Origin of the sequence: Mycobacterium sp. URHD0025, assembly GCF_000426065.1 — a bacterium.
Lineage (GTDB): Bacteria > Actinomycetota > Actinomycetes > Mycobacteriales > Mycobacteriaceae > Mycobacterium.
Window position 1 is genome coordinate 237,712 of sequence record NZ_AUEQ01000012.1, and the last position, 15,458, is coordinate 253,169.

The window sequence follows — 15,458 nt, forward strand, 5'->3', positions numbered from 1 at the left end:
CCGAACGCACAAAATCCAGGGAGACAAGATGACTCGATTGGCATCCGCACTCACGATCCGTCCACAGTCCGGGTGGACCGGTGCCGAGATCGGCGGAATCGATCTCACCGCACCGCTTCTCGACGAGCATGTGGCCGAAATCCGTGCCGCACTTCTCAAATGGAAGGTGGTCTTCTTCCGTGACCAGTTCATCGGTCACGATGACCACCTTCGAGTCGCCCGGGCCTTCGGCGCGCCGACGCCGGCCCATCCGTTGTTCGATTCCATTCCCGACCCCGACTATCCGACGATCTATCCGATTTTCGCCGACCGGTTCAAGTCGCGGTATGGCAGTAGCCGGGGATACGACAAGGCGAATTGGCATGCCGACGTGACCGCGGCGGTGAATCCGCCTGCGGCATCGATACTTCGGGCCGAGGTGATACCGCCGTACGGCGGTGATACTCAATGGGCGAACACCGTTGCCGCCTATGCCGGATTGTCCGCTCCGTTGCAGCGGTTGGCCGACGGGCTCCGGGCGGTACACCGGTTCTCGCCACCGGACGGCGCGACGGCAACCGAGGACTATGAGCGCCGCGTTCGGCAGCGTCCTCTGCTGACCGAACATCCGGTGGTGCGGGTGCATCCAGAGACCGGAGAGCGGGCGCTCTACGTCAACCCCGGTTTCACCAGCCACATCGTCGACGTGTCACCGCATGAGAGTCGCCGGCTGCTCGGCCTGTTCTACGACGAGCTGGTGCGGCCGGAATACACCGTGCGGTTCAAGTGGGAGCCGGGCAGTATCGCCTTCTGGGACAACCGCTCGACCGTGCATCTCGCACCGTCGGATCTCACCGGCGAACACGACCGTCGGCTGTATCGCGTGACGCTGGTCGGGGATGTGCCGCGGGGTCCGGATGGCCGACCCTCGCTGGCTTTGGACGGCGAGCCGTTCGAGGCGGCCTGAGGCGGCGAGCCGTTCGAGGCAGCCTGAGGCGGCGAGCCGTCAGGTCGGCACCACGACGGTGAGTTCGTTCCCGTCACGTTCCACGCGCATTCCCGCACGGCGGGCGACCCCGGCGACCGCGGCCGCATCGTCGGGCTCGCTGCGGGAGCCTGCGAGGGTACGGGCCAGGTGACCTTTGTGGGCCTTGTTGAAGTGGCTGACCACGGTGCGGTGCCCGTCGCTGTGTTCGGCCAGAACCTGCACGCGAACCGCACCGGCGATCCGGCCCAAGCCTTCATACGAGCCGGAGCGAAGGTCGACGATCAACTCACGGGTGGAGAGGTCGGCGAGCACCGGCTCCAGCAGCGGACGCCAACGTTTGGCCAGGCCGGGCTGTGCGGGCAGCTTGGATGAGGCGGAGAGCCGGTACGCCGGCACCGGATCGTCGGCCCGAAGCAGACCGAACAACGCCGATCCCACGGCCAACCGGGTGCGGGCTCGCGTGACGGCGGTGCCGCGTAGGGATCCGATGTCGAGGGCGTCGTACAGCACCCCGGTGTATCGCTCGATGGCCGGCATCGTGGGTGCCTGCCGGAGCGTGGCGTTGCGCTGGATCTCGGCATCCTGGCTTGCCGAGATGCCGAGGGCCTTGCGGCACGCCGGGGGGTCGGCAGCGAGGTCGACGAGTTCGTCGATGAGTGACTGGCGAAGCGGGGTGAGTTCGGGTGAGCTCAGAACGTCCAAACGCACCGGTGGGCCGTCCCCGCCGGTGCGTTTGGTCTCCGACGGTGGCAAGAGCACGATCACATCCAGACGTTATCCGAACGATCGTGGCCTCCTGACCACCGACAGGTGTGATGTCAGATGGCGATCGGAGCCGGTTCGTCGGGAGCCGGCGGCGCCGGCGGGGGCGGAACGTCGAGCACGATGGGTGCCGGACCGTCCATCGGGGCCGGCGGCATCGCATCGGCCGGTGGTGGTGGCGCGAAGGGGGCCATCGGGGCCGGAGCGGCCATCGGATCGACCGGGGCGGGAGCGGCCATGGGATCGACCGGCGGCGGTGCGAACGGGTCGATCGGGGCCGGAGCAGCCATCTGCTCGATGGGAGCCGGGGGAGGTGGCGGTGCGTCGAAGGGCAGTGGCGCGTCCGCAGGCGCATCCTGCGGGGCCTCAGGTGCCACGGGCAGGTACATGTGGTGGTTGAACTGGCGCTGATAGGCACCGCCGCCACCGACCCTCACGCCGTGGCCGCCTTCACCCGAGGACACGGGCGTGCCGTCCGGCAAGGTCACCGCGGTGTGGCCGCTGTTCCAGCCGATCACCAGGGCGCCCGGCTGCGTGCCGTACTTGAAGCCACGGGCCAGGAGTGCACGCTCCTGATTGCCCGTGTTGAAGCGGTCCCCGTAGACCGGTCGACCCGTGGCCATGTTGCTGACCCAGGAAGCCAGGCCGGAGCAGTCCGTGCCGGCCGGGGAGTCTCCACCGGTGATGTACGGCGTGCCCGAAACCTGCTGGACAAGCGCCATAAGCGTCGCGATAGCAAACATGCGGCGGGACGCTAGCAGAGCGGATTTTGGGCGGGCAAAATATGTGACTCCCTTCACAACGGGTGCGGTGTATGGACTGCTTCACGCATTTCGGCATTGAGTGCGATTGCCTGCGCGAGCAATTCGGTTGCCAGTGGCACCTGTTTGCCAGAGGGGTGACGCACGGTCTGGACTATCGCCAATAGTGCTGTGGCACTGGGCTTGTGCTGCACCATGTTGCGTCGGTGATCGGACTTGCGTAATGCAAGTCATTGGCGAAACGCGTTGAGGGAAAAGACCGTTCGACGGCTTGCATGTCAACGGTCCGGCTCGGAGAAGTCGTGCGCATAGGCGACCGGGCGGGCGGCGGCGTCCCGCGGAAGGGCAGTGCCGGGCGCGGTGGCGTCGGCAAAATCGGCACCTGCCCGATGGTGGCTGGCGGCACCCACCCGCCCAGCTGCGATTCGTGGGTCCGGCCCCTCTGGTCCGCCCGGGCCGTGTTTGACAGGCAGCCGTTTGGCTGCATGATTGACGGAGGCGGGTGGCGCCCGCATGAGAGGGGGACGGTGAGGATGGACGAAGTCTTCAAAGCGTTGGCCGATCCGAGCCGGCGGCTACTGCTGGACAGCCTCAACGACCGGAACGGACAGACCCTGCGGGAGCTCTGCAGCTGCCTTTCGATGGCCCGCCAATCCGTGAGCAAGCATCTGGCAGTGCTGGAGACGGCCAACCTCGTCACGACAGTTCGCCAGGGCCGGGAAAAGCTGCACTACGTCAACGCCGAACCCGTCGTTGCCATAGCGGACCGGTGGATCGACCGCTACGACGCCGCGAGGCTGCAGACGCTCGCAGAGCTCACGACGGTGCTGGAGAGTCCCGCCATGGCCGGCGAGTTCTCGTACACCACCTACATCCGCACCACCCCGGAACGGCTGTGGCAGGCGATCACCAATCCGGCGTTCTCCCGCGACTACCTGGGGCACGCCATCGAATCCGAATGGCAGAAGGGCTCGTCCTACGTCTGGCTCGAGGCCGGCCTACGCATCGAGGACCCCGAGCAGGTGATCGTCGAGTCCGATCCCTATCAGCGGCTGGCTTTCACATTCCACGCGGTCACTCCCGAACTGCGGCAGATCGCGCCCGATCTGAGCGAGGAGACCATTGCCCAGGCCCCGACCGAACCGCGGTCGCGGGTGTCGTTCGACATCGAACCGGTCGGGGATCAGGTGAAGCTCACCCTGACGCACGATGGTTTCGGCCCGGGCAGCCCCGTGCGAGAGATGATCTCGCACGGTTGGCCGCTCAAGTTGTCGAGTCTGAAGTCCGGACTGGAGCAGATCGACTAGACCAGTGAGTCCTGCGGGTCGCGTTGGACCGGGGCCGGCCATGGCGCAGGCAGCGGACGCTGACGGACCCGTTGCGGCCACCAGAACCACTTGCCCATCAGGGCCGCGATCGACGGCGTCATGAAGGACCGGATCACCAGGGTGTCGAACAGCAGGCCCAGGCCGATCGTGGTGCCGACCTGACCGATCACCGCCAATTCGCTGATCGCCATCGACATCATGGTGAACGCGAACACCAGGCCCGCCGAGGTGACCACCGACCCGGTGCCACCCATGGCACGGATGATGCCGGTGTTGAGCCCGGCGTGGATCTCCTCTTTGAACCGTGAGACCAACAGCAGGTTGTAGTCGGCACCCACGGCCAACAGCACGATGACCGCCATCGCGATCACCATCCAGTGCAGCTCCAACCCGATCAGGTGCTGCCAGATCAGCACCGACAGGCCGAAGGATGCGCCGAGGGACAGCACCACCGTGCCCACGATCACCGCCGCGGCCACCACGCTGCGCGTCAGGATCAGCATGATGATGAAGATCAGGCACAACGCCGCGATACCGGCGATCAGCAGGTCGTAGTTCGCGCCTTCCTGCATGTCCTTGAAGGTCGATGCGGTACCGCCGAGGTAGATCTTGGATCCCTCCAGCGGCGTGCCCTTGATGGCTTCCTTGGCGGCGTTCTGGATGGCGGCGATGTGAGAGATTCCCTCGGGGCTCATCGGGTCGCCCTCGTGGCTGATGATGAACCGCACCGCATGTCCGTCGGGGGACAGGAACATCTTCATGCCGCGCTTGAAATCCGGATTGTTGAAGGTCTCCGGCGGCAGATAGAACGAGTCGTCGTTCTTGGAAGCGTCGAACGCCTGGCCCATGGCCGTCTGGTTCTCCATCATCGCTTCCATCTGATCCTGCAGGCCGCCCATCGTGGCCTGCATGGTCAGCATCATGGTCTTCATGTTCTTCATCGTCGCGATCATCGGCGGCATGATCGTGAGCATCTGCGGCATCAGCTCATCGAGACGATCCATGTCCGGCATCATCTTCTGGATGTCATCGGTCATGGTGTCGATGCCGTCGAGCGTGTCGAAGATCGACCGGATCGACCAGCACATCGGGATGTCGAAGCAGTGCGGTTCCCAGTACAGGTAGTTGCGGATCGGCCGCAAGAAATCGTCGAAATCGGCTATGTGATCCCGCATTTCGGCAACATCGTCGACCATGGTGTGCATCTTGGACACCATGCTGTGGGTCGTGTCCGACATCTGCTTGACCAGCACGAGCATCTGCTGCATGGTGTCGACGGTCGTCTGCATCTCGTCGGCCATCTTCAACATGTCCTTCATGCGGTCCTGCATGTATTTCATGTTCATCATCTGCGTGGTGCCCTGCATGCTGATCTGGAACGGGATCGAGGTGTGTTCGATCGGGGTTCCCTGCGGGCGCGTGATGGCCTGGACGCGAGAAATGCCGGGCACCTGGAAGATTCGCTTGGCGATCCGGTCGATCACCAGGAAGTCCGCCGAGTTGCGCAGATCGTGGTCGCTCTCAATGAGCAGCAACTCGGGGTTCATCCGGGCCTGTGAGAAATGCCGGTCGGATGCGGCGTATCCGGTGTTGGCCGGCAGATCGGCAGGCAGATACTTACGGTCGTTGTAGTTGGTCATGTAGCCCGGCAGGGTCAACAGTCCGACCAGAGACAGTGCGATGGTGGCGATCAGGATCGGTCCGGGCCAACGCACCACGGCCGCACCGACCTTGCGCCAGCCGCGAGTCCTCATGGCCCGCTTGGGTTCCAGGGTCTTACCGAACTTGCTGGCCACGGTGATGATGGATGAACCGAGGGTGAGCGCGGCAACGACCACCGTGACCATGCCGATGGCCAGCGGGATGCCCAGTGACTGGAAGTAGGGCAGGCGGGTGAAGTGCAGGCACAACGTGGCGCCGGCGATGGTCAGACCCGAGCCCAGCACCACGTGCGCGGTGCCGTGGAACATCGTGTAGTAGGACTGTTCGCGGTCTTCGCCGACACTGCGGGCCTCTTGATATCGGCCTATCAGGAAGATCGCGTAATCGGTGGCCGCCGCGATCGCCAGTGTCACCAGCAGGTTGGTGGCGAATGTCGAGAGCCCGATGATGTTGTAGTAGCCCAGGAATGCGATCACGCCGCGGGCGGCCGACAGCGACAGCACCACCATGACCAGGGTGAGGATCACCGTCACGATGGACCGGTAGACCAGCAGCAGCATGATGATGATGACCGTGAAGGTCAGCGCCTCGATGATCTGAACACTGCGGTCACCGGCGATGTGCTGGTCGGCGGCCAACGCGGCCGGTCCGGTCACATAGGCCTTGACACCCGGCGGCGGTGTGACGCTGTCGACGATCTGCTGGACGGCCTCGACTGATTCGTTGGCCAGCGCCTCGCCCTGGTTGCCGGCGGTGTAGACCTGCACATAGGAAGCCTTGCCGTCGGAGCTCTGCGCACCTGACGCGGTCAGCGGATCGCCCCAGAAATCCTGAACGTGCTCGACGTGCTTCTTGTCGGCCTCGAGCTTGGCCACCACTTGGTCGTAGTAATCGTGCGCCTTGATGTCCAGCGCCTCGTCGCCTTCGAGGACGACCATGACCGAGCTGTTGGACTTGAACTCCTGGAACACCTCGCCGACGCGCTTCATCGCGATCATCGACGGCGCCTCGTCCGGGCTCATCGAGACCGAGCGCATCTTGCCCACCTCTTCGAGCTGGGGCACGACGGTGTTCAGGACAGCGATGACGGCGATCCAGCCGATGATGATCGGCACTGCCAGGCGCCGGATCCACTTGGCGATGCCGCTGTGCTTGGCAGGCCCTGGCCCAGTGACCGGAAAGGCGTCGGTCGGGGCGTCGTGGGTGCTCATGCAGATTTCACCAAGCAGAAGGTCTGGGCGTTGACGCCGTTGGAGGTTCTCTCGTCCTTGAGTTCGTCATCGACGGTGATGCGGCAGCTGATCGTGTCGCCGTTGCCCTGGGCCACGATGTTGGGGAAGACCGACGGCGCGGTGGACTCCAAGCGCAGTGTCCACGGCAGGCTGACCCCGTCGATGCGCTGCGGCTGCGCGTCGAGGTCGAGGTAGTTCACGTCCGCGGTGGCGCCGGGCTCACCGTAGATCTCGTAGACCACGACCTTGGGGTCGAAGGGCTTGGTGTCATCGACCTTGGCGCTGGCGAAACCGGAGCCGTCGCCTGCGCCGAAGAACGTGCGCACCCGCATCACCGTGAATCCGCCGACCACCACCACCGCGATGATGATCAACGGAATCCAGAACTTCTTGGCCAGGCCCGAAATCGAAAACTGTTTCCGGCGAGAGCTTTTCGTCGCATTGGTCATCGTGAAAGGGCACCGGTCCGTCGGTAGTGGGCAATGTGGGCAATCAGTGGGCGGTTCGAGGTCGACATACCGACGGAACGGCAGTCGATGGGGCAGCACCTGTGCACCATGTTCACCTCGATCACCCCTTGTTGTCTAGCCGAATGGCTAACTGAAGTTAGCGAGATATTAGCCTATTTAAATGAGTGGCAAAACGGTGACACAGCTGTGACGCCACAGGCCTGCCGCAGCCGGCCACTGGCGGCGTTCAACGTCGTCACAGGGCGCGTACGCCGAGGTCAGGCAGCCTTATTCGGCGCACGCTGGATAAGGCTCAAGCCAAGCGAAGCTGCCGACTGTGATGGAGCTAACGGAATGGGCTGGGCCTGGCTGCCGTGTCGGCCGCCAGGCCCAGCCCTGGGAAATCCTCGGACTAGTGCCAGTCCCACACAGACATGTCGTTGGGCGGGTAGTTCTGGCAGACGTCGGTGGTGTTGGCCGCGACGCCCTTGTTGTTGAAGAACAGCTTGGCCCAGTTCGGCCAGCGCCACGACATGTTCTCGAAGAACGCGTTGGTGGCTGTGTTCTCGGAGTACTGGCGGCGGCCGGCGTAATCCATCGAGAAGAACCAGTGGATGCGGTCCTGGGCACCCTGCTGATCCGCGACGGGCTTGTTGTTGTAGTCGATCATGTAGCGCTCGTAGTACACCGGCTCGACGTCGCGGGCCGCGGCCATGATCTGTTCGGCGGTGCACGGTGTGCGCAGGATCCGGTTGGGGATCGGGTAGTCGTCGGTGGCGTCGGCTCCGGCGATGCCGGCCCCCGCCAGGCTCGCGGCGACCGCGCAGGTGGCCACACCGGTTCGGATCAGGTTATTGACACTCTTGCGGTTCAACATCTCGCTCCAAGACTCGTCAGATCTGCGTCGGGAATCAGACTACGGCCGCGTAGCGGCCTGTTCGTAGATAAAGCGCTGATCGGGGCAGTAGTAATTGATCGCGGTACCAAGGAACTGCCACGCCTGAGCATCGGTGCTGTCCTTGGCCAGTTGCTTCTTCACGAAACCGACCGAGTCCTGCGCATTGTGGTCGACGCCGTTGTGCAGTCGCTTGCACATGATCTTGGCGATCCAGGCGTTGTAGTCACGTTGCCCATAGATACCGAATGTGTGCAGCTCATTCGCGAAATCAGTGTCGGGATCGGCATGTGCGGGAGCGGCGAAGGCGATAGCCGCCGCGGCACCGATTGCTGCCAGGCCTGCAAGCTTCATGCGGTGAATCTTAGCCCATCTAAGCCTGTTCCGGGCGGGTGCTTTGCTCATCCGATCGCGGACAAAAGCGGGATTTTCTGCTCAGCACTCGTCAGCGACCCGTGGTGGCCGATCAACCCGGACTCCAGGGGTTCGGCGGTTCGGCGCAGCAATGCGGCCGATCCACGGGCGGCCGCGACGACGTCGCCGATGCGGACCCGGACGTCATCGCACACCGTGGCGCCGAACCAGCCGGCGGCGATGGCCTCATCGCGCGACAACACCCAGGCGGAATCGGCCAGGATGCCGCGCCACGCCGCGAGGACGTCATCGGCAGCCCCGGCCTCTGTGTAGATGTGGCGGGCGCGGGCTTCGCCACCTACCGCGGCCACTCCGTCGAGCAGCGGTTCGCACTCGTCGATGTCGGTCACCTCGGTCTGATCCACGCTGACCATTCCGTGGTCGGCCACTACGGCCAGCAGGCACTCTGACGGCAGAGCCGCCAATATCGACTCCACCAGGCGGTCGACCTGTCGCAACTGCATGCGCCAGGCGGGGGAGCCGGGTCCGTGCAGGTGGCCCACGAGGTCGAGGTCGGCGTGGTATCCGTAGCAGAAACCGTGGCCTTCTACGGCCGCGATGACCCCGGCCGCGAGATCGCCGAGGGCGTGCACGCCGACGTAGGTTGCGCCGCGCAGGATCGCCCGGCTCAAGCCTGATCCGGCGTGTTCGGCGGCCGAGACCACCGAAACCTCGAATCCGGCTGCTCCCGCCCGTTCGAACGTGGTGGGCGACGGTTGAACCCGCTCGGGCACCACACGGTCACGCAGGTCCGGACCCCACGGATGCGGACGCCAGCGCAGCGCGTTGATGACGTCGAATTCCGGGCCGGCCTCAGGAACTCGGAAGGAGTAGCCGACAAAGCCGTGCTCACCCGAGCGGCATCCCGTGCCTATCGCCGCCAATCCGGCCGCCGTGGTCGACGGAAACCCGACGTCCAAGGTCCGGTAGTGCGACCTCCCGGCCAACTGGGTCAGGACCGGTGCATCGTCGGCGTGGGCCGCGAGCAGCTCGGCGCCCAGTCCGTCGATCAGCAATACGCATGCACCGCGGACCGGGCCGGGCCAGGACAGGCGCCCGTCGAAGCCGGGCACGCCCATCGCGGCGAGGACCGAAGGGACGACGTCGGCCAGGTGAGGCACATCGGGATCGGGACGCGGAGGCTCCACTCCGCGAGCGTGCCACAGATCACCTCAGCCGGTTTTGGCAACGTAGACCTCGTCGCAAGTGCGCCCGACCAGTTCGCCGTACCCGGTACGCTCGGTTTTCATGAAGCCGATGAAAGCCGTGATCTTCGCTGCCGCTTTGGCGGTGTCCGCAGGTGGGGCATTCAGTGGCGTCGCCGGCGCGGATCCGGAGGCACCCATGCCCGTGCCCGCGCCGGGTCCGCCGCCCGGACCGGTGGACCCCGCACCCGCACCCGCGGCTCCTCAAGGCGCCCCCGCTCCGGTGGCGTCCGGGGTGATCGACCACGACGGTCTCTTCATGGTCGGTACCGACATCCAGCCCGGCAACTATGCCTCGGCCGGTCCGGTCGAGGGCGGCACGTGCTACTGGAAGCGGATGGCCGATCTGCACGGTGGCGAAATCATCGACAACGCATTCAGCAAGAAGCCGCAGGTCATCACGATCGAGGCCACCGACAAGGCGTTCAAGACCAGCGGTTGCCAGCCGTGGCAGCCGACCGATGCCGTCCCGGATACGCCGGCCAACGGCGCCATCCCGGCGTTGGTCGGCCAGGCGAAGCTCCGGGCGTGGATGGACTCACTCAACAACAACGCCCGCAATTACGACGGGTCCTCGGTGCCAACTCCCTGATGACGCAGCGCTGATGACGCAGCCGTGAGTCATCACGTTTGAGTCAGCGCCCTCGAGTCATCAGCCGGGCGGGATCAGCGGCGGCCGGCAGGCGTTGCCCACGGGGTCCCACCACCAGCCGTCGTCGCACATCGGCGGCGGAGGTACCACGGGTGGGCGACAGCTGTTGGCCACCGGATCCCACCAGGCGCCGTTCTCACAAGCCAACGGCACGACCGGAGGGCGACACACGCTCGCCACCGGGTCCCACCATTCTCCGGCCCCACAGTCGGCCCAGCTGACGGCAGGCGTGGCCACCGTGACCACCGCCATCAGGCCGAGCGGCGCCAAGACAGCGCCGATGCTCGCCGCGCAACGGCTGACGATGCTGGTCATCTCAAACCTCCCCGAGAGATCACGTCGCCGAGCCTATCCGGACCGCAGGTCGACGGCCAGGAATCGGACACGCCGGGCCGTTGCCGTCCTGACGGCCCGGCGACGCGGTCGGCGCGGCAATTGCCTTGCTGCACAAGATCGCCCGGGACGCTGACAGCAGGCGCACGGATTTTGCCCAGGAACCGCACACGGCGCGGTCGGCACGCCGCGCGGGGCCTCGCTGCTAGTCTGCGAGAGCTGCCGGTTGCGCGAATCACGGGCCGATCCGCCCGGCCAGCTGCGGCGGTGACATGACAAACAGCGAAGTGACGAACTGCTGAGTGGATACGGAAAAGGGTGTTGTGCGCGGCGCAGAGATCAAGGCCTTAACGGGCCTGCGCATCGTTGCGGCGGTGTGGGTGGTCCTGTTCCACTTCCGGCCCTTGCTCTACCAGGTGGCACCCGACGTCACCCAGGCGCTCGCCCCGATACTCGACTGCGGAGCTCAGGGCGTCGATCTCTTCTTCATCCTCAGCGGATTCGTATTGACCTGGAACTACATCGATCGGATGGGCCCGACCTGGTCCACCCGGGCCACGCTTCACTTCCTTTGGCTGCGGTTGTCGCGGGTGTGGCCGGTGTATCTCGTCACGCTGCACCTGGCGGCCTTGTGGCTGATTTTCACCCTCAACGTCGGCCACATTCCACCCGAGGACACCAGCGGCTACAACGCCGTCAGCTATGTGCGTCAGCTGTTCCTCGTCCAACTGTGGTTCCAGCCCTACTTCGACGGTTCGAGCTGGGATGGACCGGCGTGGTCGATCAGTGCCGAATGGCTGGCATACCTGCTTTTCGGAGCGCTGATCCTGGTCATCTTCCGGATCGCGCGGGCGACGCGGGCGCGGAGCCTGGTCGTGCTGGCCATCGCCGCCGCCGTGCCGCCGGTGGTGCTGCTGATGGCCACCGGCCACTTCTATACCCCGTGGAGCTGGCTGCCGAGAATCGTCATGCAGTTCACCGCGGGTGCGCTGGCGTGTGCGGCGGTTCGCAAGCTGCACCTGACAGAGCGCACCCGGCGGCGAGCGGGCTATCTGTCGATCCTGCTGGGTGTCCTGATCGTCGGCGGGCTGTACTTCTTCGACGCGCATCCGTTGAACACCGTCGGTGATGCCGGCGGCCTGGTGGACATCCTGTTCGTCCCGCAGGTGGTGGCCCTGGCGGTCGGCGTCGGGAGCCTGCCGGCACTGCTGTCGACCCGGCTACTGGTCTATGGCGGACAGATCTCCTTCGGCCTGTACATGGTGCACGAGTTGGTGCATACCGCGTGGATATGGACCACCAGGCAGTTCGAGCTCACCCTGACACCCACTCTCTCGGGCAAGGCGACGCTGATCGGCCTGTTCGCGATCGCGCTGCTCGGAGCGGTCGCGCTCTATCACCTCGTGGAGGAGCCGGCCAGGCGGTGGATGCGCAGGATGGTCGACATTCGTCCCGTCGAGCCGGTCAGCAAGAAGCTGCACCGGATCGACACTGAGATCGAAGACACGTCCGACAAAGTTTCCGCCCGCGCGGGCTGACTCCCGCAGCTGATCGCTGTAACTATCCAAACCCGCTGCGCGACAGGTTGTTATGCCCTTGTTATCGGTGTGTCATCGACCGCTTATGTCCGGCCCGGGTTCACCCCATAGGCTGTTCGGCGTATCGCGGTCCGGGACGAATTGGTCCCGCCGGCAGTGGAGGTTGCAGTGAGTCGTCTGACCACTTTCATCGTCTCGCTCGCCCTCCTGGTCGGGCTGTTCATGCAGGCTCCTCAGCAGCGTTATGTCGCCTCCGGTCTGGACCCGCAGATCAACCACATCTCCGTGATCGGGGACTCGTACACCACGGGCATGCTCGCCGAAGGCGGCATGGGACCGAGGAACTGGGCGCCGCTGGCCTGGCAGAAGCTTTCGCAGCGCGGTGTGCAGGTGGATGCCGATGTGGTGGCCGAGGGTGGCGCCGGCTATGAGGCGCGCGGAAATCACGGCAGCATCTTCGCCGACCTCACGGCCCGGGCGGTGCAGCCTGACGACGCCTTGATCGTGTTCTTCGGGTCGCGCAACGACAAGGATTCGGACCTGGGCATCTACACCCGTTTGAGCCACGATGCCCTGACGATGGCGCGGCAGGCCGCCCCCACAGCGCGGATGCTGGTGATCGGGCCGCCGTGGGTGAATGCGGACGTGCCGCCGAATCTGCTGGGTGTTCGGGACATCCTGCGGGATCAGGCGCGGCAGGTGGGTGCGACGTTCGTCGATCCGATCGCCGAACGCTGGTTCTTCGATCGTCCGGAGTTGATCGGTGCCGATGGGATCCACCCGACCGACGCGGGCCACGCGTACATGGCCGACAAGATCGCCCCGCTGATCGGCAAGGAACTCCCGCGCTGGGTCTGAGGCCCCCGCTCAGCCCCGCGACGTGGTGCGGAACCTGTCCCGGTACGCCTTCGGTGACACCCCGAGATGACTGGTGAACACCCGGCGCAGGGTCTCCGCGCTCCCGAACCCGGCGAGCCGGGCGGTGTCTCCCACCGGACGTCCCGCGTCCAGAGCTGCCCGTGCGACATCGATCCGCACTATTTCGACGTAGCGTGCCGGTGTGGTGCCCAGCTCGGCCTGGAACAGCCGGGTCAACTGCCGGGTGCTCAATGAGGCAAGGGCTGCAAGGCTTTTCACGCTGTGGTCGGCGGCGGGGTCGGTTGCGATCGCGTCGGTGACCCGACGCAGCGCGGATTGTGCCGGCGCGTCCGACTCGACCAGTGTGGAGAACTGGGACTGGCCGCCCGCACGTTTGAGGTACACCACCAGCGATCGTGCGACATTGCGGACCAGATCGGCTCCGCAATCGGATTCCACCAACGCCAATGCCAGGTCGATGCCCGCCGACACCCCGGCCGAGGTGTAGACGTCACCGTCCCGGACGAAGATCGCGTCGGGCTCGACCGAGATCTTCGGATACGCCCGCGCCAGTAGCCGCGCGTGGCGCCAGTGCGTGGTGGCCCGGCGGCCGTCGAGCAGTCCTGCCTCGGCCAGGATGAACGATCCTGTGCAGATCGACGCGAGCCGCCGGGTCCGAACGGGCAGATCTCGAAGCGATGCCACCAGTTCGGGATCGATCGGCCGGCCCACGAGATCGTCTCCGCCGGAAACCAATACGGTGTCCACGCCGCAGATGTCCGCGATGCGGTCGGTCACGGCGAACGCGGTGCCGATCGAGGTGATCACGTCGGCGCCGTCGACCGAGGCGATGCGTAGCCGGTAGTCGGCGCCGAACCGATTGGCCTCGGCGAAAACCTCGGCGGGACCGGCGGCATCCAGCAGTTTCATTCCGTCGAAGACCACGATCACGATCTCGCGCGGCCCCACAGCTCGTGCCATGCGCCCATTGTGTCGCTTCTTGTGGGAAACGTGGCTCATCGGCCACGGGTCCGGCGGCCGGTGGCGACGCAGACTGGTCTCAGATCAAGAGGCACATCGGAACGCACAGGGAGGTCGACATGTCATTCACCGAAGGCGCAACCGTCACCGTGGTTCGGCCGGGAGCAGGGGACACCGCCGAAATACCGGGATTCGGTGCGGTCTTCAAACTCACCGGCAAGACGACCGGCGGCTTGGTCTCGATCGTCGAACACCCCTTCGGGGTCGGGATGATCACCGCGGCACATCGGCACACCAACGAAGATGAGCATTCGATCGTGCTGGCGGGTGAGATCGGATTCCGCTCCGACGACAACGAGGTCGTGCTCGGTCCCGGCGGCTACATCACGAAGCCGCGCGGTCAGATGCACGCCATGTGGAACGCCGGTACCGAGCCCGGCCGCATCATCGAAGTGATCACGCCCGGAAACGGTTTCGAGAACTACTTCCGCGAGCTCGGTGAGCTGCTCACGACTGCCGGCGAATCCGGTCCGGACGGCCCCGCACTGCACACCACCCCCGAATTCATCGAGCTGTCGCACAAGTACGGGCTGACCTATGGGGTGCCGGACTGGTTCGACGACATCGTGGCCCGCTATCACCTGCACCCGCCGACCCATTGACCCGCACCGCCTACGTCCACCGAAGAACCGAGCACCCGGGAGCCACATCATGACCACGTCCCTGACCAACAACATCGCCGGAATCGAATTGCCCGACACCGCGCTGACGCGAGACGTCACCGAGTACATCCGCGATGTCGAGGATGACCTGCTGTTCAATCATTCCCGCCGGGTGTTCTACTTCGGCGCGCTGCAGGGCCTGCGCCGCGGATTGCGGCCCGATCTCGAATTGCTCTACGTGGGAGCGATGTTCCACGACATCGGACTCACCGAGGCTTACCGCACGACCTCGCAGTTGCGCTTCGAGGTCGACGGGGCCAATGCCGCCCGGGACTTCCTGTTGCAGCGCGGGCTCGACGAGGCGGCCGCGCGCAAGGTGTGGCTGGGCATCGCATTGCACACCACGCCTGGAGTCCCCGAGTTCCTGGACCCCGAGATCGCCCTGGTGACAGCGGGCGTCGAAACCGACGTTCTCGGTATCGGCCGGGACGACCTGATGCCGGAGGAGTTGAGCGCAGTCACCGAGGTGCATCCGCGGCCGGATTTCAAGAATCGGATCCTGCGCGCGTTCACCGACGGGGTGCGGCAGCGGCCAGGGTCGACGTTCGGCACCGTCAACGCCGACGTGCTGGCGCACTTCGACGACTCGTTCGTCCGCGAGGATTTCGTCGACATCATCCTCAAGAACGGCTGGCCGGAATAGTCAGAGCCGCAGCATGTTTCGCTATGCCGGAATCGGGACGCCGAAATTCACCGGGT

Annotated in this window: 17 protein-coding genes; 7 read left to right on the forward strand and 10 right to left on the reverse strand. The window is 65.3% G+C overall.

From position 1 onward, the window contains the following. The first annotated feature begins 28 nt into the window (after positions 1-28). Positions 29-946 carry a TauD/TfdA dioxygenase family protein gene (locus tag H977_RS0119835; protein WP_029109493.1) on the forward strand — a complete coding sequence of 306 codons (918 nt, stop codon included), beginning with the start codon at positions 29-31 and terminating at the stop codon, positions 944-946. Positions 947-985: 39 nt separating this feature from the next. On the opposite strand, the gene yaaA is transcribed toward H977_RS0119835, so the two are convergent. The 3 genes from yaaA to H977_RS36075 form a co-directional block, all read right to left on the reverse strand. Then, entirely contained in the window at positions 986-1,732 is a 747-nt protein-coding gene (gene yaaA, locus H977_RS0119840) for a peroxide stress protein YaaA (RefSeq protein ID WP_029109494.1), read from the reverse strand. A gap of 53 nt (positions 1,733-1,785) precedes the next feature. Beyond that, positions 1,786-2,472, reverse strand: a complete 687-nt coding sequence (locus tag H977_RS0119845; protein ID WP_029109495.1) for a C40 family peptidase — start codon at positions 2,470-2,472, stop codon at positions 1,786-1,788. A gap of 296 nt (positions 2,473-2,768) precedes the next feature. Next, positions 2,769-2,900 (reverse strand): hypothetical protein, encoded by a 132-nt coding sequence (locus H977_RS36075; protein ID WP_286162652.1) that lies wholly within the window; start codon positions 2,898-2,900, stop codon positions 2,769-2,771. Positions 2,901-3,023: 123 nt separating this feature from the next. Between H977_RS36075 and H977_RS0119855 the strand changes: the two genes are divergently transcribed. Further along, positions 3,024-3,797, forward strand: a complete 774-nt coding sequence (locus H977_RS0119855; protein ID WP_029109496.1) for an ArsR/SmtB family transcription factor — start codon at positions 3,024-3,026, stop codon at positions 3,795-3,797. Here the strand turns inward: H977_RS0119855 and H977_RS0119860 are convergent. From H977_RS0119860 to H977_RS0119880, 5 genes are all read right to left on the reverse strand, one after another. Further along, positions 3,794-6,691 carry an MMPL/RND family transporter gene (locus tag H977_RS0119860; protein ID WP_029109497.1) on the reverse strand — a complete coding sequence of 966 codons (2,898 nt, stop codon included), beginning with the start codon at positions 6,689-6,691 and terminating at the stop codon, positions 3,794-3,796. The two genes, H977_RS0119855 and H977_RS0119860, sit on opposite strands and share 4 nt — an antisense overlap. Further along, entirely contained in the window at positions 6,688-7,161 is a 474-nt protein-coding gene (locus H977_RS0119865) for an MmpS family transport accessory protein (RefSeq protein ID WP_081681784.1), read from the reverse strand. Before H977_RS0119865 ends, H977_RS0119860 begins: the two co-directional genes overlap by 4 nt. A gap of 412 nt (positions 7,162-7,573) precedes the next feature. Beyond that, positions 7,574-8,038: a DUF5078 domain-containing protein gene (locus H977_RS0119870; RefSeq protein ID WP_036476476.1), complete on the reverse strand. Its 465-nt coding sequence runs from the start codon at positions 8,036-8,038 to the stop codon at positions 7,574-7,576. Positions 8,039-8,077: 39 nt separating this feature from the next. Next, the gene (locus H977_RS0119875; RefSeq protein WP_029109500.1) at positions 8,078-8,410 is read right to left on the reverse strand and encodes a DUF732 domain-containing protein; all 333 of its coding nucleotides are present in this window, start codon (positions 8,408-8,410) and stop codon (positions 8,078-8,080) included. A gap of 47 nt (positions 8,411-8,457) precedes the next feature. Further along, positions 8,458-9,618: an alkaline phosphatase family protein gene (locus tag H977_RS0119880; protein WP_029109501.1), complete on the reverse strand. Its 1,161-nt coding sequence runs from the start codon at positions 9,616-9,618 to the stop codon at positions 8,458-8,460. 100 nt (positions 9,619-9,718) lie between these two features. Here H977_RS0119880 and H977_RS0119885 point away from each other — a divergent pair, with 100 nt between their 5' ends. Continuing rightward, complete coding sequence (locus H977_RS0119885; protein ID WP_029109502.1) at positions 9,719-10,267, forward strand: Rv1352/Rv1906c domain-containing protein; 549 nt, start codon at positions 9,719-9,721, stop codon at positions 10,265-10,267. Positions 10,268-10,327: 60 nt separating this feature from the next. Here H977_RS0119885 and H977_RS0119890 read toward each other — a convergent pair whose 3' ends face one another. Continuing rightward, entirely contained in the window at positions 10,328-10,579 is a 252-nt protein-coding gene (locus H977_RS0119890; protein ID WP_196808280.1) for a hypothetical protein, read from the reverse strand. Between the two features lie 404 nt (positions 10,580-10,983). On the opposite strand from H977_RS0119890, the gene H977_RS0119895 reads away from it, so the two are divergent. Together H977_RS0119895 and H977_RS0119900 are read left to right on the forward strand one after the other, a co-directional pair. Beyond that, a complete protein-coding gene (locus H977_RS0119895) occupies positions 10,984-12,198 on the forward strand; it encodes an acyltransferase family protein (RefSeq protein ID WP_029109504.1) in 1,215 nt (404 codons plus the stop codon). 168 nt (positions 12,199-12,366) lie between these two features. Beyond that, the gene (locus tag H977_RS0119900; RefSeq protein ID WP_029109505.1) at positions 12,367-13,056 is read left to right on the forward strand and encodes an Rv0518 family GDSL lipase; all 690 of its coding nucleotides are present in this window, start codon (positions 12,367-12,369) and stop codon (positions 13,054-13,056) included. 9 nt (positions 13,057-13,065) lie between these two features. Here the strand turns inward: H977_RS0119900 and H977_RS0119905 are convergent, their stop codons facing one another. Next, positions 13,066-14,037 (reverse strand): GlxA family transcriptional regulator, encoded by a 972-nt coding sequence (locus H977_RS0119905; RefSeq protein WP_029109506.1) that lies wholly within the window; start codon positions 14,035-14,037, stop codon positions 13,066-13,068. Positions 14,038-14,156: 119 nt separating this feature from the next. Between H977_RS0119905 and H977_RS0119910 the strand changes: the two genes are divergently transcribed. Both H977_RS0119910 and H977_RS0119915 read left to right on the forward strand, forming a co-directional pair. After that, on the forward strand, positions 14,157-14,699 hold the full coding sequence (locus H977_RS0119910) for a cupin domain-containing protein (protein ID WP_029109507.1): 543 nt from the start codon (positions 14,157-14,159) through the stop codon (positions 14,697-14,699). 49 nt (positions 14,700-14,748) lie between these two features. Next, positions 14,749-15,402 (forward strand): HD domain-containing protein, encoded by a 654-nt coding sequence (locus tag H977_RS0119915; protein ID WP_036476478.1) that lies wholly within the window; start codon positions 14,749-14,751, stop codon positions 15,400-15,402. The last annotated feature ends 56 nt before the right edge of the window (positions 15,403-15,458 follow it).